20 protein-coding genes and 9 tRNA genes are annotated in these 22,707 nt (G+C 43.8%); 17 read left to right on the top strand and 12 right to left on the bottom strand.

What is annotated here, in order from left to right:
- Positions 1-33 precede the first annotated feature (33 nt).
- The 3 genes from V7R35_RS02700 (at position 34) to V7R35_RS02710 (ending at position 3,219) form a co-directional block, all read left to right on the top strand.
- Positions 34-942: a FecCD family ABC transporter permease gene (locus V7R35_RS02700; RefSeq protein WP_334013266.1), complete on the top strand. Its 909-nt coding sequence runs from the start codon at positions 34-36 to the stop codon at positions 940-942.
- Between the two features lie 3 nt (positions 943-945).
- Positions 946-1,731 (top strand): ATP-binding cassette domain-containing protein, encoded by a 786-nt coding sequence (locus tag V7R35_RS02705; protein ID WP_334013147.1) that lies wholly within the window; start codon positions 946-948, stop codon positions 1,729-1,731.
- Positions 1,732-1,875: 144 nt separating this feature from the next.
- Entirely contained in the window at positions 1,876-3,219 is a 1,344-nt protein-coding gene (locus tag V7R35_RS02710) for a class II 3-deoxy-7-phosphoheptulonate synthase (protein WP_334013149.1), read from the top strand.
- 128 nt (positions 3,220-3,347) lie between these two features.
- On the opposite strand, the gene V7R35_RS02715 is transcribed toward V7R35_RS02710, so the two are convergent.
- The 3 genes from V7R35_RS02715 to V7R35_RS02725 are packed head-to-tail and all read right to left on the bottom strand — an operon-like array spanning position 3,348 to position 5,694.
- Positions 3,348-3,671, bottom strand: coding sequence for a hypothetical protein (locus V7R35_RS02715; RefSeq protein WP_334013151.1), 324 nt, complete (start codon positions 3,669-3,671; stop codon positions 3,348-3,350).
- 15 nt (positions 3,672-3,686) lie between these two features.
- Positions 3,687-3,902 (bottom strand): DUF3820 family protein, encoded by a 216-nt coding sequence (locus V7R35_RS02720; protein WP_334013153.1) that lies wholly within the window; start codon positions 3,900-3,902, stop codon positions 3,687-3,689.
- Complete coding sequence (locus V7R35_RS02725; protein WP_334013155.1) at positions 3,883-5,694, bottom strand: ABCB family ABC transporter ATP-binding protein/permease; 1,812 nt, start codon at positions 5,692-5,694, stop codon at positions 3,883-3,885. Before V7R35_RS02725 ends, V7R35_RS02720 begins: the two co-directional genes overlap by 20 nt.
- A 283-nt stretch (positions 5,695-5,977) precedes the next feature.
- On the opposite strand from V7R35_RS02725, the gene moaA reads away from it, so the two are divergent.
- Together moaA and V7R35_RS02735 are read left to right on the top strand one after the other, a co-directional pair.
- The gene (moaA, locus tag V7R35_RS02730; RefSeq protein ID WP_334013157.1) at positions 5,978-6,946 is read left to right on the top strand and encodes a GTP 3',8-cyclase MoaA; all 969 of its coding nucleotides are present in this window, start codon (positions 5,978-5,980) and stop codon (positions 6,944-6,946) included.
- 86 nt (positions 6,947-7,032) lie between these two features.
- Complete coding sequence (locus V7R35_RS02735; protein ID WP_334013158.1) at positions 7,033-7,560, top strand: GNAT family N-acetyltransferase; 528 nt, start codon at positions 7,033-7,035, stop codon at positions 7,558-7,560.
- Between the two features lie 9 nt (positions 7,561-7,569).
- Here the strand turns inward: V7R35_RS02735 and V7R35_RS02740 are convergent, their stop codons facing one another.
- The 5 genes from V7R35_RS02740 to V7R35_RS02760 all read right to left on the bottom strand — a co-directional run bounded on the left by V7R35_RS02740 (position 7,570) and on the right by V7R35_RS02760 (position 9,775).
- On the bottom strand, positions 7,570-9,192 hold the full coding sequence (locus V7R35_RS02740) for a response regulator (protein WP_334013160.1): 1,623 nt from the start codon (positions 9,190-9,192) through the stop codon (positions 7,570-7,572).
- Positions 9,193-9,402: 210 nt separating this feature from the next.
- Positions 9,403-9,478 (bottom strand) — tRNA-Val (locus V7R35_RS02745).
- Between the two features lie 23 nt (positions 9,479-9,501).
- Positions 9,502-9,577, bottom strand: a tRNA-Val gene (locus V7R35_RS02750).
- 23 nt (positions 9,578-9,600) lie between these two features.
- Positions 9,601-9,676, bottom strand: a tRNA-Val gene (locus V7R35_RS02755).
- A 23-nt stretch (positions 9,677-9,699) separates the two neighbouring features.
- A tRNA-Val gene (locus tag V7R35_RS02760) sits at positions 9,700-9,775 on the bottom strand.
- A 329-nt stretch (positions 9,776-10,104) separates the two neighbouring features.
- Here V7R35_RS02760 and gltX point away from each other — a divergent pair.
- The 10 genes from gltX to V7R35_RS02810 all read left to right on the top strand — a co-directional run bounded on the left by gltX (position 10,105) and on the right by V7R35_RS02810 (position 15,840).
- Positions 10,105-11,514, top strand: a complete 1,410-nt coding sequence (gene gltX, locus V7R35_RS02765) for a glutamate--tRNA ligase (RefSeq protein ID WP_334013161.1) — start codon at positions 10,105-10,107, stop codon at positions 11,512-11,514.
- A gap of 85 nt (positions 11,515-11,599) precedes the next feature.
- A tRNA-Ala gene (locus tag V7R35_RS02770) sits at positions 11,600-11,675 on the top strand.
- Between the two features lie 154 nt (positions 11,676-11,829).
- Positions 11,830-11,905: transfer RNA gene (locus V7R35_RS02775), tRNA-Glu, on the top strand.
- A 158-nt stretch (positions 11,906-12,063) separates the two neighbouring features.
- Positions 12,064-12,139: transfer RNA gene (locus V7R35_RS02780), tRNA-Glu, on the top strand.
- Between the two features lie 158 nt (positions 12,140-12,297).
- A tRNA-Glu gene (locus tag V7R35_RS02785) sits at positions 12,298-12,373 on the top strand.
- A gap of 152 nt (positions 12,374-12,525) precedes the next feature.
- Positions 12,526-12,601, top strand: a tRNA-Glu gene (locus V7R35_RS02790).
- A 406-nt stretch (positions 12,602-13,007) separates the two neighbouring features.
- On the top strand, positions 13,008-13,913 hold the full coding sequence (locus V7R35_RS02795; protein WP_334013162.1) for a M14 family metallopeptidase: 906 nt from the start codon (positions 13,008-13,010) through the stop codon (positions 13,911-13,913).
- Between the two features lie 57 nt (positions 13,914-13,970).
- Positions 13,971-14,198, top strand: coding sequence for a hypothetical protein (locus V7R35_RS02800; RefSeq protein WP_334013163.1), 228 nt, complete (start codon positions 13,971-13,973; stop codon positions 14,196-14,198).
- Positions 14,199-14,200: 2 nt separating this feature from the next.
- Positions 14,201-14,383, top strand: coding sequence for a DUF1289 domain-containing protein (locus V7R35_RS02805; RefSeq protein ID WP_334013164.1), 183 nt, complete (start codon positions 14,201-14,203; stop codon positions 14,381-14,383).
- Positions 14,384-14,901: 518 nt separating this feature from the next.
- A complete protein-coding gene (locus tag V7R35_RS02810) occupies positions 14,902-15,840 on the top strand; it encodes a tRNA-dihydrouridine synthase (RefSeq protein ID WP_334013267.1) in 939 nt (312 codons plus the stop codon).
- Between the two features lie 61 nt (positions 15,841-15,901).
- Here the strand turns inward: V7R35_RS02810 and V7R35_RS02815 are convergent, their stop codons facing one another.
- The 3 genes from V7R35_RS02815 to V7R35_RS02825 form a co-directional block, all read right to left on the bottom strand.
- A complete protein-coding gene (locus tag V7R35_RS02815) occupies positions 15,902-16,879 on the bottom strand; it encodes a hypothetical protein (RefSeq protein ID WP_334013165.1) in 978 nt (325 codons plus the stop codon).
- A 530-nt stretch (positions 16,880-17,409) separates the two neighbouring features.
- On the bottom strand, positions 17,410-17,592 hold the full coding sequence (locus V7R35_RS02820) for a hypothetical protein (protein ID WP_334013166.1): 183 nt from the start codon (positions 17,590-17,592) through the stop codon (positions 17,410-17,412).
- Positions 17,593-17,638: 46 nt separating this feature from the next.
- The gene (locus V7R35_RS02825) at positions 17,639-18,295 is read right to left on the bottom strand and encodes an arylesterase (RefSeq protein WP_334013167.1); all 657 of its coding nucleotides are present in this window, start codon (positions 18,293-18,295) and stop codon (positions 17,639-17,641) included.
- A gap of 16 nt (positions 18,296-18,311) precedes the next feature.
- On the opposite strand from V7R35_RS02825, the gene V7R35_RS02830 reads away from it, so the two are divergent.
- On the top strand, positions 18,312-19,010 hold the full coding sequence (locus V7R35_RS02830; protein ID WP_334013168.1) for an ABC transporter ATP-binding protein: 699 nt from the start codon (positions 18,312-18,314) through the stop codon (positions 19,008-19,010).
- Positions 19,011-21,533: an ABC transporter permease gene (locus V7R35_RS02835; RefSeq protein WP_334013169.1), complete on the top strand. Its 2,523-nt coding sequence runs from the start codon at positions 19,011-19,013 to the stop codon at positions 21,531-21,533. It begins immediately after the preceding gene.
- A 261-nt stretch (positions 21,534-21,794) separates the two neighbouring features.
- On the opposite strand, the gene V7R35_RS02840 is transcribed toward V7R35_RS02835, so the two are convergent.
- The gene (locus tag V7R35_RS02840; RefSeq protein ID WP_334013170.1) at positions 21,795-22,691 is read right to left on the bottom strand and encodes a TIGR01777 family oxidoreductase; all 897 of its coding nucleotides are present in this window, start codon (positions 22,689-22,691) and stop codon (positions 21,795-21,797) included.
- Between the last annotated feature and the right edge of the window lie 16 nt (positions 22,692-22,707).

Here is a 22,707-nt window from a genome sequence, read left to right on the forward strand (position 1 = left end):
GCTGTAGCGCTTACCATTATATTCGTGCTAGCGATTTGCAGTGTGCTTGGCGTCGTATTTTTTTCGGATATTGAGCCTGCATTAAAGCAGCATATAACGTTACAGCTGCAGCTTCCGTTAGTAATTACAGCAATATTGGTGGGCGCGGCATTGGCAAGTAGTGGCGCAACACTACAGGTGGTATTGCGCAACCCACTGGCCGACCCGGGAATTGTAGGCATTACAAGTGGTGCAAGCTTGGTCGCAGCAGCATTACTTTTACTGTCACCCAGTTGGGCTCAGCCTTATTTGCATTACCTTCTTCCTTTCGGGTGCTTTATTGGGGCACTTGCTACCACGTTTGTAATATACCGATTGGCGCGAAAGTTCTTGGGGTCGTCAACGGCGGTAATATTGTCTGGTATTGCAATATCCACACTCGCCGGCGCAATTATCGCGTGGCTTTATTTATTTAGTGACGCAAGTGCATTGCGCAACCTCACTTTTTGGTTAATGGGTAGTGTTTATCAAACCGACTGGCCTATTTTAGCAGTAGGAGCACCGCTTATTATTGGCGCTGTTGGTGGTCAAATTTTTTATGCAGGTTCACTAAACAAACTGTATGCCGGTGATATAGCGGCGAGAAGTAGTGGTGTTGACGTTGAAAAACTGACTGAGCGCTGTCTTATCCTATGCGCTGTAGCCGTTGGTGCTGCAGTGTCTATGGCAGGCTCTATTGCTTTTGTTGGTTTGCTGGTACCTCACATTTTACGCTTAATGGTGGGGCACAATAATAGGTGGCTACTGCCCTTAAGCGCGCTTGCGGGGGCAAGCTTGCTTTTACTGGTTGCCCTTACTTCAGAGCTAACCCGAGCCATTACTCTTCCGGTTTCTATGGTTACTGCCACCCTTGGCGGACCTTTGCTTATTTGGGCATTGGCAAAAGGTCACGTGCGAGGCTAGGGTATGGAAAACCAACAGCAACCAATCATTTCGCTATCTAATATCAAGCTGGAAAAACGGCTGAATATCGAAAGATTACATGCAAAAAAAGGCGAGTGTATTTACATTCTGGGCCCAAATGGTGCGGGTAAATCTTCGCTTTTGTTTGTTATAGCTGGAATGATTGCTACCGATTCTGGAAGCGTGTTACTGCACAACAAAGCGATTGAACAATGGCCTTTGGCAAGCCTTGCTAACGTACGAACGTTGCTACCTCAACATACACAGAGCAGTTTTCATCTAAGCGTGCGTGAGTATCTTAGTTTTTATGTGCCAAGCACTGCGGCAGCCGATGTAATAATTCCAGCTATACTAGAAAAAGCACTTGAGATAACCTCATTTCTGGATAAAACCCTCACTCAGCTTTCTGGTGGCGAACGACAGCGTGTGGAGCTTGGGCGTGTTCTGCTTCAGCTTTGGCATCAACTGCAAAAAGGCGAAGCCTTAGTGCTATTAGATGAGCCTTTGCAAGGGTTAGATATTCGTCATCAATATGCGGTAGCGCAATTAGTTCAAGCACTATGCAGTAAAGGCAATACCATTATTATGAGCTGTCATGATATTGGGCTAAGCGCAAGCTACAGCAATACTATATGGCTAATGCAGCATGGATGTATTGTTGGCGCAGGCAAACCAGAGGCTGTACTTACAAAGGGTAATTTAGAAACTGTTTTTGAATGCCATTTTGCTATAAGCAAGCACGATAACTTTCTAGAATTTCAAGTTTGTGCACCTATTTCGCTTGAGTAAATGTGATACAGTGCTTCAATTACATTTTTATCATTTAATTCCTAATTAGACTGATTGGCGCAAGTCGTTACGCTTACATCAGCATTTTCATTATTATCAATATTAAAACGTTTGCCCTACGTTAATATTTTCAGGAGAACACCGTTGAGTAATTGGCAAGTAGATAGTTGGAGAAATAAACCTATTCTTCAACAACCCGAGTACGAAGACAAAGTACGATTACAAGAAGTAGAGCAAACACTTAGTACGTATCCGCCACTCGTTTTTGCAGCTGAAGCTCGTGAACTGCGCCGTCAGCTAGGTGAAGTAAGCTTAGGAAAGGGCTTCCTATTACAAGGTGGCGATTGTGCTGAATCTTTTGATGAGTTTAATGCGCCTAAAATTCGCGATACGTTTAAAGTGTTGCTGCAAATGGCCATTGTGCTTACCTTTGCTGGTCGTTGCCCGGTAACAAAGGTAGCGAGAATGGCAGGGCAGTACGCAAAGCCGCGCTCTTCAGATTTTGAAACCCGTAATGGTGTTACGCTGCCAAGCTATCGCGGCGACATAATCAATAACTTTGAGTTTACCGAAGCGGCACGCCGCCCAGATCCAGACCGTTTACTTGAAGCTTATCATCGCAGCGCCTCAACGCTTAACTTGCTGCGCGCTTTTGCACAGGGCGGTTTGGCCGATCTTCACGAAGTGAACCGCTGGAACATGGCATTTGTTGAAAATAACCCGTTGAAAGAGCGCTATTCGGATATGGCCACGCGTATTCAAGACACGCTGGCATTTATGGACGTGATTGGCATTAATGCGCAAACCAGCACTACGCTGCATGAAACCTCATTATTTACCTCACACGAGGCATTGTTGCTTAACTATGAGCAAGCACTTACGCGTATTGATACCCTAACGGGTAAACCTTACGACTGTTCTGCGCACATGGTGTGGATTGGTGAACGTACCCGTCAGCTAGATCATGCACATGTAGAGTTCTTCCGCGGTATTCACAACCCAATTGGTGTGAAAGTGGGGCCAAGTATGCAGGAAGACGAGCTTATTCGTTTGATAGATGCACTTAACCCGTCAAACGACCCTGGTCGCTTAACGCTAATAACGCGCATGGGTGCTGATAACTTGGCAGACAATTTACCGCGTCTTCTTCGCCGCGTTAAAGAGGAAGGGCGTCACGTGGTATGGAGCTCTGATCCAATGCACGGCAACACGTTCTCTGCATCAAGCGGTTACAAAACCCGTAATTTCGATGCTATTTTGCGTGAAATTAAGCAGTTCTTTCAAGCTCACGAAGCAGAGGGAACCCATGCTGGTGGTATTCACCTTGAGATGACGGGTCAACACGTTACCGAATGTACTGGTGGTGCTTATCAAATAAGTGACGACGACCTGGCGCAAGCGTATAAAACGCAGTGCGACCCGCGCTTAAATGCAGACCAAGTACTTGAAATGGCATTTTTAGTGGCCGATCATTTGCGTAGTGCGTAACTAGCAATTTGCGAATAAGAAATATGAAAATAAAGCACGCCAGTAAGCATAAAGCGCTCACTGGCGTACTTTATTGCAAGTCCTCGCAGCAGCCGAATTAAGTATCCAGATGCACGTCTCGCTATTGGTTAGTTTTGAAGAGCGCTAGTGCGCTCTTCTTCCGTTAATACGCCCGTGAAAATGGTTTCTCGTCGCAGGTTAGCGGTACGCTCATCCTCTGCAAGAAGCAGTGCTTTGAACACATCGGGCTGATTTACCGTTTCTAAAATGCTTTTCCACAGCATATAGCTGCCATATCGCATCATTTTTGATTCATAGCGTTGTTTTAGCTTAGCTTCAATACCATCTAATAAATCTGGATTGGCTAATACCTTATCGGCAATGGCTTCATGTAGTTTGCGAATACGTTGGTTTACTTCGCTTCGTCGCTGTTTTCTTGGTCTTGCTAACATTACTAATTTTTTGCGTTAATCGTCGTTTAATAAAGGTTCTACAACCGACTCTAAGCCGTTTAGCTTAATTTCGTACATCAGCGCCAGTTGTTTACCTAATGTATTGTTTGGAAAGCCTTGTTTGTGAAACCACACCAAATAAGGTTCAGGCAAATGAAACAAGCGCCTTCCAGAGTACTTGCCAAAGGGCATAACTTGGTTGATAGCCGCTTTAATTTGATTGGGATCCATCGTTACTCTCTGTTTTGTCGCGAAGCTGAGCTTGCCATAATTGAGCGTACTCTCCGTTTTTGCTCAACAACTCGCTGTGTGTGCCTTCTTCAACAATATTACCTTGTTTAAGCACCAAAATTTTATCTGCATCCACAATGGTTGATAGCCTGTGTGCGATTACTAAGCTTGTGTGGCCTTTGGCAGCATTTTGCAGTGCAGATAAAATAGCACGCTCAGATGTGCTATCAAGGGAGCTGGTCGCTTCATCAAAAATCATTATTGGCGCGCCTTTTAACAATGCTCTGGCTATTGCTACGCGCTGTTTTTCGCCACCAGAGAGTTTTAAGCCACGTTCTCCAACCGTTGTCTCTAGTTTTTCTGGTAGTTTGGCTACAAAGTCTTCAAGGTGAGCCAGTTTAATTACCTTCTCAATTTCATCATCGGTAGCATCCGGCTTTCCATAGCGGATATTTTCAATTAGCGAGGTGTTAAACAGAACAGTGTCTTGGGGCACAATACCAATATGGTTGCGTACGCTTTGCTGAGTAAGTGAGCGAATGTCTTGCCCGTCTATGCATACTGCGCCCTGCGTTGGCTCGTAAAAGCGAAACAGGAGCTTCATTAACGTAGATTTTCCAGCGCCGCTTTCACCCACTACTGCTACCTTAGCACCCGCCGGAACCGTAAAGCTTATGCCATTTAGAATTTGGCGTTTTTCATTATAGGCGAACGCAACATTGTCGAACCTTATCTCTGGGTTAGTAGTGTTTAATGGTTTGGCGTCTAAACTATCGCTTATTGCAGGCACCTGTTCCAGCAGGCTGAATAACTTATCGATATTCGCCAAGCTACCGCGGATCTCTCTATAAACAAATCCAAGAAAGTTTAGCGGCATGAATATTTGCATCGTAAAGGCGTTAATAAGCACAAAGTCACCAATGGTCATAGTGCCGTTTATTACACCATATGCCGCGTTGGCCATCATAGATGTCATGGCAATGGCGATAATACTGGCTTGACCACCATTTAATGCGAAAAGCGATAATCGGTTTTTTCTGCGCGCCTTTTCCCACGCTGCTAAGTCGGTGTCGTAGCGGTTGGCTTCAAACTGTTCATTATTAAAGTATTTAACTGTTTCAAAATTTAATAAGCTGTCTACTGCGCGCGAATTGGTTGTTGAATCGGCTTCATTCATTTGTACAACAAAACGCGTACGCCAGTCGGTAGCTTTCATGGAAAAGCCGATGTAGGCCACCACGCTTATCACAATAATAAGCGCAAACGACACACCAAACTGAAATAGCAGCAGGCCAACTACTAAACTAATTTCTAATAGCGTGGGCACGATGTTAAACACCATAAAACGCATTAAGAAACTTATGCCGCTGGTGCCACGCTCTATATCTCGTGACAAACCGCCAGTACGTCGGTTTAAGTGAAAACCTAAATCAAGGTTGTGAAGATGCTTAAAAACTTTTAATCCAAGTCGTCGCATTGCACGTTCGGTGACCCGTCCAAACAATGTGTCGCGTATTTCACCAAGCAACACATTAATTAATCTCAGCGCTCCATAGGCAATCACTAAACTTATAGGCACCGCAATAGCTAGCGTGGTGAGGTCGCCATTTAAGCTGTCCACCGTATATTTCAGCACGTAGGGCAGGCCGATACTGGCTAATTTCGCTGCAATAAGGCACAGTATGGCAAGTGCCACACGGCGCTTAAACTCAAGCAAATAAGGCCATAGTTGCGATAAGGTTTGCCATTTTACGGGTTCGTCGGCGTTAGTTGGGAATCGGTTTCTTCTCATATTCGTGTATAGTGAAGCTCTAAAGCGTGATGGTTAACGATGCGACATTGCGTTTAAGATAACACGAGTTTTGTGTTTCAAGCCGACAAGAATACGCAATGAAATATATAAGAGATTAATTTGGTCTTTTTTATTGGTGTGAAACGTTTTAATCTGCATGTGAACTTGTGAATAGAGATAGTAACGGCGTTGAGTAATTCGGAAGCAGCTCAACTAAGCGGTGACTTAGTTCACGGTTTAACGGGAAGATTAAACATTAATTATATAGTGACGAGAGGTTGGTTTGTTAGAAGATAGTTTCGGTAGACAATTTCATTATTTACGTTTGTCCGTTACCGAAGCGTGCAACTTTCGTTGTCAGTATTGTTTACCTGACGGATACGAAGGTCCATCTAGTGATCAATTCATGTCGCTTGCTGAAATCGACATTCTTCTTAAAGCGTTTGCACAATTGGGTACGTCCAAAGTACGCCTTACAGGTGGCGAACCCACACTGCGCCGTGATTTCCTCGATATTTTACAGCTTACTGCAAACACGCCCGGTATTGAGCGGGTAGCAATGACCACGCATGGTGCGAGAATGGAAAAATTCGCATCCCAGTGGAAACAGGCTGGGCTTCATCAAGTAAACGTTAGCATTGATAGTCTTGACCCTAGACAGTTCGCTGCAATTACAGGGCAAGATAAACTTCAGGCAGTGTTGCGCGGGCTTGATGCCGCGATAGACTGTGGTTTAGACGTAAAAGTAAATTCAGTACTGCTGAATGATTTTTCAGATAGTCGCCTCCAGCGCTTTTTAGCGTGGTTAAAGGATATGCCTGTCACTCTTCGCTTTATCGAGTTGATGGAGACCGGTAACTTACCGCAATTTTTTAACCAGCAGCACCAAAGCGGCTCTCCCCTTAAAGACACGTTAATTGAAATGGGTTGGCAACCGTTATTAAGACGAAAAGATGCGGGCCCTGCGCAAGAGTTTTATCACCCTGACTATAAAGGGCGTATTGGCCTGATAATGCCGTACAGTAAAGACTTCTGTAAAACCTGCAACAGGTTGAGAGTTTCAGCGCCAGGAAAGCTTCATTTATGTTTATTCAGTGAAAACGGTATTGATATGCGCGATTTATTGACCAGTGGAAACGTAAATGATGTGGTCGCGTTCTTACAAAACGTGCTGGGTCAGAAGCACGAAACACACTATTTACACGAACGAAAAACCGGGGCTACCAAACACCTTGCCATGCTGGGCGGTTAAAGACCCTGATTTTTATTTGGTTTGATGTAAAAATAGGCTATATTCAAAAAAGCTGTAACGTTTAAGAACAATAATAAAGGAAGTATATGCATATCACGGACAGTGCGCGTCTTTCTTACCACTACATTACCGAATCAGACGCTGATTTCTTATGGGAACTAGATCAGGATGAACTAGTTATGAAGTACATCAACGGCGGTAAAAAGTCTTCAAAAGAAGATATCCAAAACATTTTCATTCCTAGAGTGCAAGCATTCTCTAATTTTGCTTTCGGCTGGGGCCTATGGCGTGTCGACAAATTGGACGATGGTGAAAGTATAGGCTGGATCCTTGTTAGGCCCTTCGGCTTTTTCACCCAACATCCTGAAACCGATAATATTGAATTAGGCTGGCGCTTTAAACAGTCTAGTTGGGGTAAAGGCTACGCGACCGAAGCTGCATTAACGGTAAAAGAAGCGTTGTACGAAATAGGTGTAGAAAAATTTTCTGCCATCGCAAACCCAGACAATGCAGCGTCTATCAATATTATGAAAAAACTAGGGATGTCGTTTAGTCATGAGCTTGAATACAAAGACAAAATATTCGACGAGACAGTTGTGGTTTATACCAATTAATCTTTTCTGCTAGGCGTTGCTAAGTATTTGCTTAACCGAATCGTAACGGGTTTGTTGGTCGCTGGTAAGCACGGCAGATTCTAAAATTTCTCTACAGTTTTTTATTGCCTGCCTAGTATTTGGTAGAAGTGCTGTATTTGCCTTTCGTGCCCGCAGTATAGCCTGCAAATAGTTTAGTGCAATAGACGGGTTTTTAGGCATTACGCGGAACGCTTGCGCAAAGATATTGTACGACTGCTCTAAGTTGCCTTTCTTGTATTGCGCAACTGCTGTGTTGTTTAGCACTTTCGGACTTAGCGAGATGGCTTTCTTTTCGGCTCGCTCTTGTTTTAGGTAAGTCTGCACCAAATCAACCTCGCCAGCGCTATGTGTTTGCTTGTCAGCAATAGCGTCTAGAATTTTAAGTGACTCTTTTTTCATTCCCACTTCATGAAGAGCCTTCGCGCGGTCGAGTAGCGCTTCAGTTGAGTGCTGCTCGCTATGATCGGTATAGAACTCTGACAACAGGGTTTGCGCTTTCAAGGTATCATCTTTCAAATAGTGCATTCGCGCTTCAATAACGGCAAGTTCATCACTTAATGAAGCCTTAGGGTGAGCTTGTTTGAGTTGCCTTAGGTATTCATTCGATTGCTTTATGATGCTATGTATATGCTCAGGTTCTGACGTCATTGCGAAATCTACACCTGCCCGTGCCGCAGTTAAGTAAACCTCGGGCTTATCGTGTATTGACCCTTTGGCATATCGCACCATTTTTCTAGCGCTGTTGAACTGGCTTTCATAGTCGTGAGTGATACGAGCTAGATTTAACGCCTGCTGGTGGCGAGCGATATTTCGCGGTGAAATGTCGCATGCTAAGTGCGTACTTTCCAATGCATCATCGAATTCTGAACGCTTTATTTGGACTTGTGCTAATAAGTCGTAAGCATTTAGTGCCGAATCTGGACGCATAGCCAACTGTATAATTTCTCGTTCCGCGTCATCTAATTCGTCGAGTGCTAGAAGCGCAGTGGCTATACCGAGTTTTGCCCAATTAAATTCCTGAACATTAATTATCGACTCGTAAAAGGCAACGGCTTGCTGAAAACGTTCGGTTAATAAAAGCAGATCGCCCTTTATCTTAAACGCAAGAGGGTAGTGATCTGCATTTTCTGGTTGCACAAGAAAGTGTTCTACTTCCGCCAATGCGCGCTCATGGTCGCCTGAATCCATAAAACGATAAACATTTTTTAGCGCCTTTTTACGCGACAAAACACGGCTTAAACGCTTATCTAGTTCGTTAACAGAAAACGGCTTTGCAATAAATTCGTCTGGCTGTAGCTCGATGATAGCGTGAACCACTTCTGTTGAAGTATCGGCACTGGTAAAGATGAAAGCGCTAGTAAGCGGAAGTGCTTTTTCATGGGTAAGCTGCTCTAGCAGAAAATAGCCGCCTTGTTCAGAGCGCAGGCTGTAAGAGCATATAATGGCATCGTAGTCGTGTTGCTGCATTGCTGAAAGTGCAGACGAGGGCCTGTCAACATAGTCCATATTCTTGAAACCCAACTGCTGAAGCGCATAGTGCATGTGGCTTTTTGCCAGCACTTGGTCTTCTGCAATCAGTAACTTAGTATTTTTCGCTAAGTTTAGTTTCATTTAGGCTTTGTCCTTAAGGCGTATTTTTACACAATACCACGATTTTGTACTTCGGTAAGTATAGATACGTTCATTGTATTGGGCACAATATCAACAATATACAATGTATCGGAGCGTAAGGGAAAAAGCTTTAATGGGGTAAAATTAGCCTAAGGCTATACGATGCGCTAAAAGAGGAGCTGGTTATTTGAATTCGATATAGAAAAAGAATGGTGGACGCTACTGGGCTTGAACCAGTGACCCTCGCCTTGTAAGGGCGATGCTCTTCCAACTGAGCTAAGCGTCCATATTTTGAATGCATTTGAAAAGTGGTGGACGCTACTGGGCTTGAACCAGTGACCCTCGCCTTGTAAGGGCGATGCTCTCCCAACTGAGCTAAGCGTCCATATTTTGAATGCATTTGAAAAGTGGTGGACGCTACTGGGCTTGAACCAGTGACCCTCGCCTTGTAAGGGCGATGCTCTCCCAACTGAGCTAAGCGTCCATATTTTAAATGCGATTGAAAAGTGGTGGACGCTACTGGGCTTGAACCAGTGACCCTCGCCTTGTAAGGGCGATGCTCTCCCAACTGAGCTAAGCGTCCATTTTTTCAATCCTTGCCGAAGCAAGTGGGGCGGTATTATAGAGTCGGTTCCGATAGTGTCAACAATAAAATTAAAGAAAAATGACTGCATGCCCGAATTTTAAACATTCTGCTGGGATATTGATTAAATTGATGAAAAGAGCACCGATTTAGGTTAATTACATAGCTTTTATCTTAATAAGTTTCCCAAAATTCAGAACGCATTCCGCGCGCATATATGTAGCTCTGAATCTTTATTACTAACAGAACTCATCATCTTACTTTTGAAGTGTTGCTTACACTGGTAGAATGCGCGCAACTTTTTGGAATTGTTTAAATAGAGAGTGATCATGTCGGTTGTTACACGATTTGCACCTAGCCCAACAGGCTATCTTCACGTTGGTGGCGCGCGTACTGCGCTTTATTCTTGGCTTGTTGCTAAAAACAAAGGTGGCGAGTTTGTTCTTCGTATTGAAGATACAGATATCGAGCGTTCTACAGAAGAAGCGAAGCAAGCTATTTTAGATGGCATGCAGTGGCTTGGACTAACGTGGGACACAGGTCCTATTTATCAAACAGCGCGCTTCGACCGTTATAAAGAGCTAATCCAACAGCTCTTAGATGAAGGTAAAGCGTACAAGTGCTTTATGAGCTCGGAAGAATTAGACGGCATTCGTGAAGCACAGAAAGAGCGCGGCGAAAAACCTCGTTACCCTGGAACGTGGAGAGATAGAACCGATCACCCTGAAGATCAGCCTTTCGTTATTCGCTTCAAGAACCCGCTAGAAGGTACAGTGGTTATTAATGACCACGTTCGTGGCAAAATTGAAATAAGTAACACTGAGCTTGATGATTTAATCATACAGCGTAGTGACGGCACACCAACGTATAATTTCTGCGTAGTGGTAGATGATTGGGATATGGGCATTACTCACGTTGTGCGCGGTGAAGACCATATTAACAACACGCCTCGCCAAATTAATATATTGGAAGCGCTAGGTGCACCAGTACCAGAATACGCGCACGTGTCAATGATATTGGGTGACGATGGTAAAAAGCTGTCGAAGCGCCACGGTGCAGTAAGCGTAATGCAATATCGTGATGATGGCTTCCTTCCTCAAGCAGTACTAAACTATCTTGTAAGGCTAGGGTGGTCTCATGGCGATCAAGAAATTTTCACTCTTGATGAAATGATTGAGAAGTTTAGTTTGGATGCTATTGGACAGTCGGCGTCGGCATTCAATACTGAAAAGCTAATTTGGTTAAACCAACATTACATTAAAGAGCTACCTGCGAGTGAAGTTGCTGCGCATGCAAAATGGCATTTTGATGAGTTGAATGTAGATTTAACTACAGGCCCTGCACTTGAATCGGTAATTGCCATTCAAGCAGACCGTGTTAAGACTTTAAAAGAGCTGGCAGAGATTTCTACCTACTTTTATCAAGATTACGAAGATTTTGATGCGAATGCTGCGAAAAAGCACCTTCGTCCGGTTGCAAGAGGTCCTCTTGAGCTAGTTAAAGATAAATTAATGGCAATTGAAGAGTGGAACCCTGAAAATATTCAAGCTGCTATTAATGGTACCGCCGAAGAATTAGAAGTAGGTATGGGCAAAGTAGGTATGCCGCTGCGTGTAGCAGTTACAGGTGGTGGCAATTCTCCTTCGCTTGATATCACGTTGAATCTATTGTCAAAAGAGAAAATTGGCGAGAGAATCGACAAAGCGCTTACTTTTATAGCAAACAGAGAAAATTCATAAAAAAAGCGTTGACATGACAGGGGGGGATGCCTAGAATGCGCCCCGCTGTCACGGAACAGTCACATAACACTGACTGATGCATGACGGGGCCATAGCTCAGCTGGGAGAGCGCCTGCATGGCATGCAGGAGGTCGGCGGTTCGATCCCGCCTGGCTCCACCAGATTACACACAAGAAATTGAATGTAGCTTGGTTATATAGGCTGGAGTTTTTATCTCCGGACGGAAGTTTCAGTAAGGATAATGTCGCTCGATTCGCAGAGCTCATCTCGCCTTACAGAAATTTAGTGAAGCTTTGCTTCACTAGCAAAATTTCTGTCCCCTTCGTCTAGAGGCCTAGGACACCGCCCTTTCACGGCGGTAACAGGGGTTCGAATCCCCTAGGGGACGCCATATTTTATCGCGTCACAGTCGATTAATACTGTGAAATAGGCTGGAGTTGATGATTCAACTTCTGACTGAAAAATCAGTAAGGAAAGGTCGCTCAGTTCGCTGGCTCACTTCGCCTTACTGAAAATCTCGAAAGCGAAGCTTTCGAAAAAAGATTTTCAGTCCCCTTCGTCTAGAGGCCTAGGACACCGCCCTTTCACGGCGGTAACAGGGGTTCGAATCCCCTAGGGGACGCCATATTTTATCGCGTCACAGTCGATTAATACTGTGAAATAGGCTGGAGTTGTTAACACAACTTCTGACTGAAAAATCAGTAAGGAAAGGTCGCTCAGTTCGCTGGCTCACTTCGCCTTACTGAAAATCTCGAAAGCGAAGCTTTCGAAAAAAGATTTTCAGTCCCCTTCGTCTAGAGGCCTAGGACACCGCCCTTTCACGGCGGTAACAGGGGTTCGAATCCCCTAGGGGACGCCATTTTATCGCGTCACAGTCGTTTAAAACTGTGAAATAGGCTGGAGTATTTAACTCCGGACGGAAATTTCGGTAAGGATAAGGTCGCTCGATTCGCAGAGTTCTTCTCGCCTTACAGAAATTTAGTGAAGCTTCACTTCACTAGCAAAATTTCTGTCCCCTTCGTCTAGAGGCCTAGGACACCGCCCTTTCACGGCGGTAACAGGGGTTCGAATCCCCTAGGGGACGCCATATCAAAAAACCAGCCATCCGGCTGGTTTTTTTGTTTCTACTGCCTTATTCCAGAAAATTTTACCTTTAATAACGCACCTTACATCATGCGTCCTACATCGTGGACAGACTCTTTTGTTGGTCGGATTAAATCGCGCTTTATATTGTGGACAGACACTCTTATTGATCGGATTTCCTCGCTGCGTCTGATGTCTGCTTAACGTGGACAGGCACTTTAATTAGATTTCATTCAGATGCCTACTTATATTTATTCATTAGCAGCATCATTAAAAGAGTTGGGCGAAGGCTAGTTCAATAGGTCTTTGTGCGTCTTGCTACCGATGATAATTGTTATTCAGTCTTACTTTGTCTTACTCCACCGCTGTAAACTGCTAGAATCACGACAAAATAAAAATGGAGACGATAAATGCAACACTATCCAATAGGCACGCCAGGAACACCTTGGACTGATGACGAAAAATTGCAGTGGAAAGCGAGACAAACAGTTCAAAGAAGCTATCGAGAAGAAGTGTTAGATAAGCTTGAGAGTATTGTGCCAGATGGCTTCAAAAAGCTAGCTTACGGAGCGCTGCCGTATGATGAATCACGCTATCCGCTTTTTGCAGTAGTGCCAGTTGAATTTGACAATGCGAAGCCTAGTGCTCTTGTCACTGGTGGTGTGCATGGTTACGAGACTAGCGGTGTACAGGGGGCATTGCAGTTTATTGAAACACGTTTAAAGGACTATGCAGAGCAGTTTAATGTTGTTGTGGTTCCCTGCGTTAGCCCTTGGGGGTATGAAACCATTAATCGGTGGAATCCGATGGCAATAGATCCCAACCGTTCGTTCTTTGTCGATTCCCCATCTCCAGAAGCTGCACAGGTAATGAAGTTTGTCGATTCATTAAACCTGCCTTTTGCTTTACACATTGACCTTCATGAGACAACTGATACCGACAATAGTGAGTTTAGGCCAGCACTGGCTGCAAGGGACGGAGTGACACACGACAATTGGAATATTCCTGACGGCTTTTACACCGTTGCCAATACTCCAAGCCCAGAAATTGAATTCCAAAAGTCGGTTATAGACGCGGTAAGAGAAGTTACACATATCGCACCTCCTGATAAAAACGGTAAGATCATTGGGGCTAATGTAGTGAGTGATGGCGTGATTTGCTATGACAAAAAGTCTCTTTTTCTATGTGGTGGTATGACAGATGCGAAATACGTAACGACCACCGAAGTGTATCCAGATAGTGAGAATGCAACGCCTCAGAACTGTAATGATGCACAAGTAGCAGCAATTTGCGCCGCATTAGATTTTATTAAATAGACGCTTGAACGTTTAGACGTCTAGATGTATATTGAGCCTTCTGTTAAGGAGGCTCATGTGTTTACATTTTCTGCGGTAATTTACGACGGCAATAAGCAAAATTTGGTAAAATTCGACGCAAGAACAGAGTCTGATTTTGACGCGTATTTGCAAGCTCGATTTGGGTGTTACGTGTGTTTGTGGTCAAATAAAGAATTATCTGCAAGCACAATATCAATGATTGCCAACTCCCAAAGTGCGCAATTCTGCAACGGCGCCATAAACAACATAAGTACTGAACGCTAAAAATGTACCCTGAATCACCATGTATCGCCCAATGCAAACTCAACGACGAAGATGTTTGCATAGGTTGTAAACGCACAATCGAAGAAATAGTGAATTGGCGTTCATTCTCAATTGAACAAAAGAAAGGTGTTTTCACAAGGCTGAGTAAGTTAGTCGAAGCTAGCGCGTCTAATAATCAACAGTAGCAACAGGCTATTCAACTTCAGCAAAAACATTATGTGCAGCATTAATGCTCAAATCACGTGGACTGACACTTAAGCAAATTACGTGGACAGGCACTTAAATACTCAACAACTCTCTGGTTTAGTGTGTCATGTATATGTTTCGTGTATCTGTTTCATGCACAAATTACATGGACAGACACTTAAATACTCAACAACTTTCTGGTTTAGAGTGTCATGTATCTGTTTCGTGGACAGACACTTAAATACCCATCAAACCATCTACATCAGCACTTTTCAATTGCATGCAATTGCATGGACAGTCACTTACAAACTATGCAGACAGTCACTCACAGCTATGGCTCCTCTTCTATTGTATTAGGCTGTTAACAATTCAGTTAAGAGTGTCTGTCCACGTAAAAATCCACATAACGATCACTTAGTTTAAAAACACAATTTAATTTTTCTTCGTAGCAGGCGGTTAGCGTTTTTGTTAAACTCTCGCGCCGATTTTTATGCTGATATTTAGAGAATATTCGTCGATGAAAGTGATGCTTGCCCCTATGGAGGGCGTTGTTGACCACCTTATGAGAGACATGCTTACCCGTGTGGGTGGCTTCGATCAGTGCGTTACTGAGTTTGTGCGTGTTGTGGATCAAAAACTGCCCAAGAAAACCTTTTATCGTCTGTGTCCAGAGTTGCATAACGGTGGCAAAACGCCTTCTGGTGTTCCCGTAAGAGTTCAGTTACTTGGACAACACCCCGAGTGGCTTGCTGAGAATGCGCAAACCGCAATTGAGCTGGGGTCACCTGGGGTCGATTTGAACTTCGGTTGCCCAGCCAAAACCGTAAACAAAAGCAAAGGGGGGGCTGTTTTATTAAAAGAAACACAGACCCTCTATAACATCGTTAAAGCCGTTCGTGATGCCGTGCCAGCTAATATCCCGGTTTCCGCAAAAATACGATTGGGGTTTGAAGACAAATCACTGGCTATCGATAACGCCTTAGCTATAACCGAAGCAGGCGCCTCAGAACTCGTTGTACATGCTCGCACGAAAACTGAAGGCTACAAACCGCCGGCATATTGGGATTGGATTGCGAAGATAAAACAGCACACTGAAATACCGCTAGTAGCCAACGGAGAAATATGGAGTGCTGAAGATGCAAAACGTTGCCAAGAGCAATCTGACTGTATCAATTTGATGGTAGGTCGAGGAGCGCTTGCACTTCCCAATCTTGCGTTGTGTATCAAAAATGCTCTCGCTCCGATGCCCTGGTCTGAGCTAACGTCATTGTTAATACAATACTCGGGCTATGAAATTTTTGGTGATAAAGGTCAGTATTATCCTAATCGTATAAAACAGTGGTGCGGTTACCTGAAAAGACAATATCCAGAAGCTGAGCTGTTATTCAACGACATTCGTCGTTTGACCAATTCACAGGATATTGTAGACGTACTGGCACGTCAGGCGTCTTCATAGCAATCTAAATTTGAACATTCGAACCCTGATAGATCAGCATATAACGCTTATTTGATTAGTCTCAAGCTAGATATCGCTGAGCATTTGCCATGTTTGGGCTACGATGTCTATCAGTGGCCTCAGCAAATTGGTGCATAGTGTCAGGGCTACCTACTGGCCCGCAGAAGAGCTTCTCAAAGTTTGTTGTTATGTAACACCAGTCTTCCTCAGTAATATTTAGCTTTGTAAGGGGAGAGATACTTGGTTTCATATTAGTGCCTACTTCCATATTGGCCTTCCGACTGCGAGTATGCTCAAGCAGATGTAAATAGTCTTCAAAACTAAATGGAAGGTATTTAAATCTTCTTGGGCATTGCCCTTTAAACGGCATTAGGAATTTAGGAATTTTTGCTGCTTTTTGGGCATTCAGCCTGTACTGAATGCTTGTAAACTTTGAACTTCGTAAAGTAGAAGCTATGTTAGCTCGTATTGGGTTTAGGTCAACGTAGGCCAAGACGGATGCAAGCGCTTTATCATCCAATATCGCTTGTGAACGAAAACGTCTTTCCCAAAAATAACCTGTACACCTTTCCTCTTTATTGGCTTTGCGTGCAATATATTCATTCAACAACTTCATAAACCAACTAATACATTGGAGTCTTTGACGGTAAGTAACAGACAACGCCTCAATTTTAGCTAATTCATCATCCGTGAAAACAGCGTCAGGCTCATCTAAATATCGCTGAACTACGGAAGGGCATTTGTAGAACATACGCCATCTCAGTAGCACCTCATCCATACTCCAAGCTTCGGCTCTCGCTTTAGCAATATGTAGCACAACGTGTAGATGATTGTGCATAACAGCATATGCACAAAGGTTAATTGCAAAGGCCTTGGTTAATTCATGAAGTCTTTTTTGTACCCATTTGCGTCGATGTTCGTAATTTGTGCCAGAGTTTTTGTCTTTTCCGCAGAGAAATGACTGGCGAACACATCTAGAAATACAGTGGTAATAAGGCGTGACGTCTGTATTTATTTGTTTGTAGCGAGGTAATGGCATATCCGTATCCCAAACTTATTTTTCTTTATTATGAGGGTTAAAAAAGGATAAGAAACTGCCGAAGAGTTCAGTTTTAGTACAGTTTATAAACGTGCTAATTAGACATTTTTCATAATTTTGGTTTACCAAAATAGGTGGTTACTATTAGCGCTTTTGTCGAATTGCGAGGCTTGGTAAAAAAAGAGCCTTGGTGACCAAGAGAGCTGAAAAGGTTGCAAGGGTGGGGAATTTAAATGCACGTTCATAGATAAGGACTTACATAAGTTAGGGCCTATGTGGACAGACACTCTATGTTCAAGAAGAGACCTAGTCTGAGCGGACATACACTCAAGCTTCTTAGATAACCAGACTCAGAGCCTTTTTCATCTAAGATGAATAAGAGTGCCTGTCCATGAAATGATGCGTAAAGCCAAAAGTGAACTCTATGAATTCGAGTGTCTGTCCAAGAGTTATGTACACGGGTTGTATGCCCTTCGGACTATTCGTTTTCACGACAAAATCACAGAAATGAGCTCTACAGCACCACGTCCTTAAACAAATACATCCACGCGCGATCCCACACGACTGTCGGTGTTTGCAGTTGTTTGCTGAGAGGATTGTGGTTCAGATACCTGTGGTTGCTCACTACGTTGCTGTACTTGCTGCTGTGAAGCACGTTGAGGTGTCTCAAGTGTCGCTGACACCGGTGCTGAGTTTACTGAAGATACGTCCATAGCATACTCCTACTTTATGCATTTGCTTAGTATAAAAATAGCACAACTATTTGCTGTTAAGTATTAAGTTTCTTAAGTGTCTGTCCATGAAACGTGCGATTAAAGGCTGAGCCGTCGCATTGGGGTGTATTCCGTCGTTCTGCATTAGCGAGTCATCTAGCGCTATCTCTTCAAGAAAGAAAGGAATTTTCTGAATATCCGCATCTACAGCCACATCAGAATAGTTTTTGGTAAACATCTGCGTGTATCGCTTTCCGTAATTAGATGGAATCTGCATTTCCTGCAAGTAAACGGTAGCACCACTTTCTTTAGCTGTGTTCACTAGCGACAGTAAATTACGCTTAATCTTTTTAGTATTGTGCCCTTGTAAACCATCATTACCACCTAGTTCAATTAGCACATGGGTTGGCGAATGTTGTTCTAACAGTCGAGGGAATCTTGCTAATCCACCGTCAGTGGTTTCTCCACTCACCGCAGCATTTACAATTTCAATCGGAATGTTGTCGTCTTGCCACATCTTTTGTAACAAACTAACCCAGCCTTCACTTTGCTGTAAGCCGTATGCTGCAGATAAACTATCGCCAAGTACAAGAAGCACAGCATTTTTTGACTGCTCATATGGCTCTGCTTGATCTGATACCGCATGTGCGGGTATTAAAAGAATAAAGAAAAAAGCAAACAAATTACGAAACTTAACAAACACGAATTGAATACCTCTTATGATAAAAGCTAATTCTGTAACGAAAGTAGTGAATACGAGTGAAGGTTCTTTGCAGATCCTTCGCCCAATCTCGTTTGAAGTCAAGTCAGGTGAGTCAGTTGCCATAATTGGTGCGTCAGGCTCTGGAAAATCTACGCTTTTGGGATTACTTGCGGGCCTTGACGAAGTAACTGAAGGCGAGATTTTTCTTGATAACGAAGCACTCCACACTATGGACGAAGAGCAGCGCGCTATTTTAAGAGGCAACAAAGTAGGGTTTATCTTTCAAAGCTTTATGTTGGTGCAAAGCCTAACAGCTTTGGAAAACGTTATGTTACCTGCTGAGATTGCAGGTTTAGAAAACCCAAAACAGAAGGCCTTAGATATTCTTGAACAGGTAGGCCTAAAGCATCGAGCAAGCCACTTTCCGAATCAATTATCTGGAGGCGAGCAGCAACGTGTAGCAATTGCCCGCGCTTTTATCACATCGCCAAAAATCTTATTTGCCGATGAACCGACGGGTAATTTAGATGCAAAGAACAGTGAAAAAATAGAACAGTTACTGTTCGACCTGAACAAGGATAAAGGCACAACACTTGTGCTTGTGACACATGACAACACCCTAGCACAGCATTGTAGTAGACAATTAACGATGAGTGCCGGAGAGTTAGTTGAAACCACTAGCCGTACTGCTGAACAACGTGTTGAGGCGAACTAAATGACAACATCGTTTAATTTAGCCTGGCGCTTGTTTCGTCATGAAGCCAGGCGGGGTGAGCTTACTATTATTCTGTTGGCAATAGTGCTTTCGGTTGCTGCAGTTCTTTCTTTATCGCTATTCAGTGAACGTTTACAAGGTGCGCTTAAATCGCGCTCTGCTGCTTTCATTGCTGCTGATGCCCAGCTTCGCTCAGACGATCCTATAGATGAAGCTTGGTTGACTAAAGCGCGCGAAGAAGGGCTGAGTACGGCAAAACAAGTTGCTACACGCTCTATGGTGTTTAGTGGTGACGACATGTCACTTGTTGATTTACGTGCGGTGAATGAACAATATCCGCTGAAAGGATCGGTAAGCGTGAGCGATCAGCCTTTCGGTGAGAAGCAGGAAACTAAAACACTGCCAGCGCCAGGCGAAGCGTGGGTGCAAGCTAGACTATTTCAGACGCTAAGTCTGACACTTGGCGATGACATAGAAATAGGGGATGGCACTTTTCGCGTGACCCGAGTGCTTGTAGATATCCCTGATGCTGGTTTTAGTATCTTTAATACCGACCCCATTGCACTTATTAATATGTCTGATTTAGACAAAACTGCGGTGACAGGGCCTGGCAGCAGAGTTCGTTACGTTGGGTATTTTTCAGGACAGCCAAATAACCTTGATGCGTTTAGCGATTGGTTGTTACCCAATTTAAATGATGATTTGCACTCGTGGCGAACAGTGGCCGATGATGAATCTGCCATTGGGCGCTCGGTGGCGAGTGCTGAACGTTACTTTTTACTTGCTAGCCTGTTAGCCATCGTTTTAGCTGCCGTTTCAATTGCTGTCGCTGCACAGCGCTATGCACAAAGGCATTTCGACCCTGTAGCGATTATGAAAACACTAGGTGCAACCAGTAAGGTAATTAGGCAGGTATACCTTTATCAGATACTGTTTATTACAGCGTTAGGTATTGCTATTGGTTTAATTATTGGTTTCATTGGTCAGCAAATTGTCGTTTCATTAGTAGCCGACAGAGTTGATGTGTCATTAGATGTTTGGCACTGGAGACCCTTAATAATAGCAGTTGCAACAGGGGCAACGTGCGCACTGTTATTCTCGCTATATCCTTTGTTACAACTGTTTTCTGTTCCACCTTTGCGCGTGTTAAGAAAAGATATCAGCGCTAATTTACGTTCTCGAAGCATTCAATTTATTGCATCTGGCGGTGCCATTTTTTCGCTTATGTGGATGTACAGCCAAGACTTAAAAATTAGTGCGATTTTATTTGTGTCAGGCGCTGCTTTGGTCCTAGGGTTGCTGGGCGCGACATTTGTTTTGATAGCATTAGGAAGGCGCCTTGGAAGTGGCCGAATGGGCCCGTGGCAGCTAGCGTGGGCAAGAATTAAGCGAAGAGCGATGGACAACAGCGTTCAGCTTATAAGCTTCTCAGTTACCATAATGTTGCTGCTTGTTGTGTTGGTAATGCGAAACGACATGGTGTCACAATGGCGCTCACAATTACCAGAAGGCACGCCCAATTACTTTCTTATAAATATTACACCTGACATCCAACCTAACTTGGACAGACACTTTAGTGACAACGGTATTCAGATTGAAGAGTTCTACCCCGTAATTAGAGGGCGCTTTGTTGCTGTTAACGATGAAGGCGTAAATACCGATGTATCAAAAGAAGAAGAGCCTAATAGAGAAGGTCGCCGAGGCCTAGGGCGCGAGGCGAACCTTACGTGGAGTAATACGCTTCAAAAAGAAAATAAGGTGATTGAGGGTCAGTGGCATGCTGGGACAGACACTTATGTTAATGAAGGTATATATCCTGTTTCAGTAGAGGAGGGAGTGGCAACGCGTCTAGGCATAAAAATGGGCGATAAGCTTACATTCAATGTTGGTAGTGAAATCGTTGAAACTAAAGTTACCAGTATCAGAGAAGTAAATTGGCAGACTATGCAGCCAAATTTCTTTTTTGTTATCCACCCAGATGTAATGAAATCATTCAGCCCAACGTATATCACTAGCTTTTATTTGCCTACAGAACGCAAGCCAGAGTTAACAAACCTTTTGCGGCCGTTTGGCTCTATAACGATGTTCGATGTTGATGCTCGAATCAACCAGTTGAGAGAAATTGTTGACCAAGTATCGGTTGCGGTTGAGTTTATCCTTGTACTTGTACTAATGGCTGGAAGCTTAGTGTTGATAGCACAAGTACAGGCGAGCATGGACGAGAGGCGCCAAGAGATTGCCATACTCCGCACTTTGGGTGCTAAAGGCGGCTTGATAAGACAAAGTGTTATTTTCGAGTTTGTTATTATCGGCTCAGTTGCAGGTTTCATGGCTGCGCTAGCAAATGAACTTAGCTTATACATGCTGCAGACTTCTGTGTTTCAAATGGAGGGGAGTTTACATTTTGAGTACTGGGCAATTGCACCCACCGTAGGGGCTGTGGTCGTAGGAATACTTGGTGCTTTTGGATGCTGGCGCTTGCTTACCCTAAACACTAGCCAAATGTTAAGGAAAATGGTTTAGCGAACTTGCGTTACGGTCATTAAGACCAAGCTTTAACGTGGACAGGCACTCTAATTTGGAGTGCTTGTCTTAAAAACACTGCTTTTATAAGTGTCTGTCCACGCAATTGCACACCAATGTAATAAGCCTGCCTCGAAGTTGAATGAGCACACCTACATGCAAGTTGTTTCTAAGACGCCAACAAATGCACAAAAGTTCGGTTTTACCCGAGCTTAGTTTACAAAGCGAAGTATCAATTGAAAGCGAGGCCAGAAAGCAAGTTTATTTGCTGTAGATGTTCTTTAATGCTTTATCAACAGTAGGGAAAGTAAACGTGTAGCCTGCCTCAGAAAGTTTCTTAGGAATAACGCGTTGTCCTTTCAAAATCATTTCTGACGATTCACCCATCGCAATTTTCATTACAAAGCTGGGCACGTTAAACAGGCAAGGGCGATTAAGTGAGTTGGCAAGCTGCTTTGAAAACACCTTGTTCGTAACAGGGTTGGGCGCGGTAAGGTTAAAAGCGCCCGAGCTTGATTCTGAATGAAGTAGATAAGCAATTGCATCCACCATATCGTCGATGTGGATCCAGGCAAGGTATTGTTCGCCAGTACCAAGAGTACCGCCTACACCCAGTTTGAACGGCATTGCCATTTTATCTAAAGCACCACCATTAGGGCTTAACACTACGCCCGTTCGCAGTAAAACCAATCGCGTATTCTCTGAGCTTGCCGTTTCTGCAATGTTCTCCCACTTACTGCAAAGCTCATGTGTGAACTCTTGTTTTGGTGGAGTATCTTCATCAACAATGAAGTCGCCTTGGTCGCCATAGTAGCCAATGGCTGACCCAGAAATAAATACTTTTGGCGGGTTGTTGCTGCTTGTTATTTTAGACGCTAGCTGGGATGTTGTGTCCCAGCGGCTATCGCATATCACTTTTTTTTGAGTGTCTGTCCACCGTTTATCGGCAATGGGTTCGCCTGCAAGATTTATCACTGCGTCAAAAACGCCAATGTCGTTTATCTCTGCAATGCTTGCTGCATAGCTTAAGTCATTTCCCAATATTTCCGCCGCTTTTGCGGTATTACGAGAAACAACCGTAAAACTATGTTCTGTACGAAACTTGTTTATGAAAGCTTGTCCAATAAGGCCAGTGCCGCCGGTGAAAAGAATGTTCATTAGGTTCCTTTAAAGA

The sequence above is a fragment of the Alteromonas sp. S167 genome (genome assembly GCF_036864375.1).
In the GTDB taxonomy this organism is placed as follows: Bacteria; Pseudomonadota; Gammaproteobacteria; order Enterobacterales; family Alteromonadaceae; genus Alteromonas.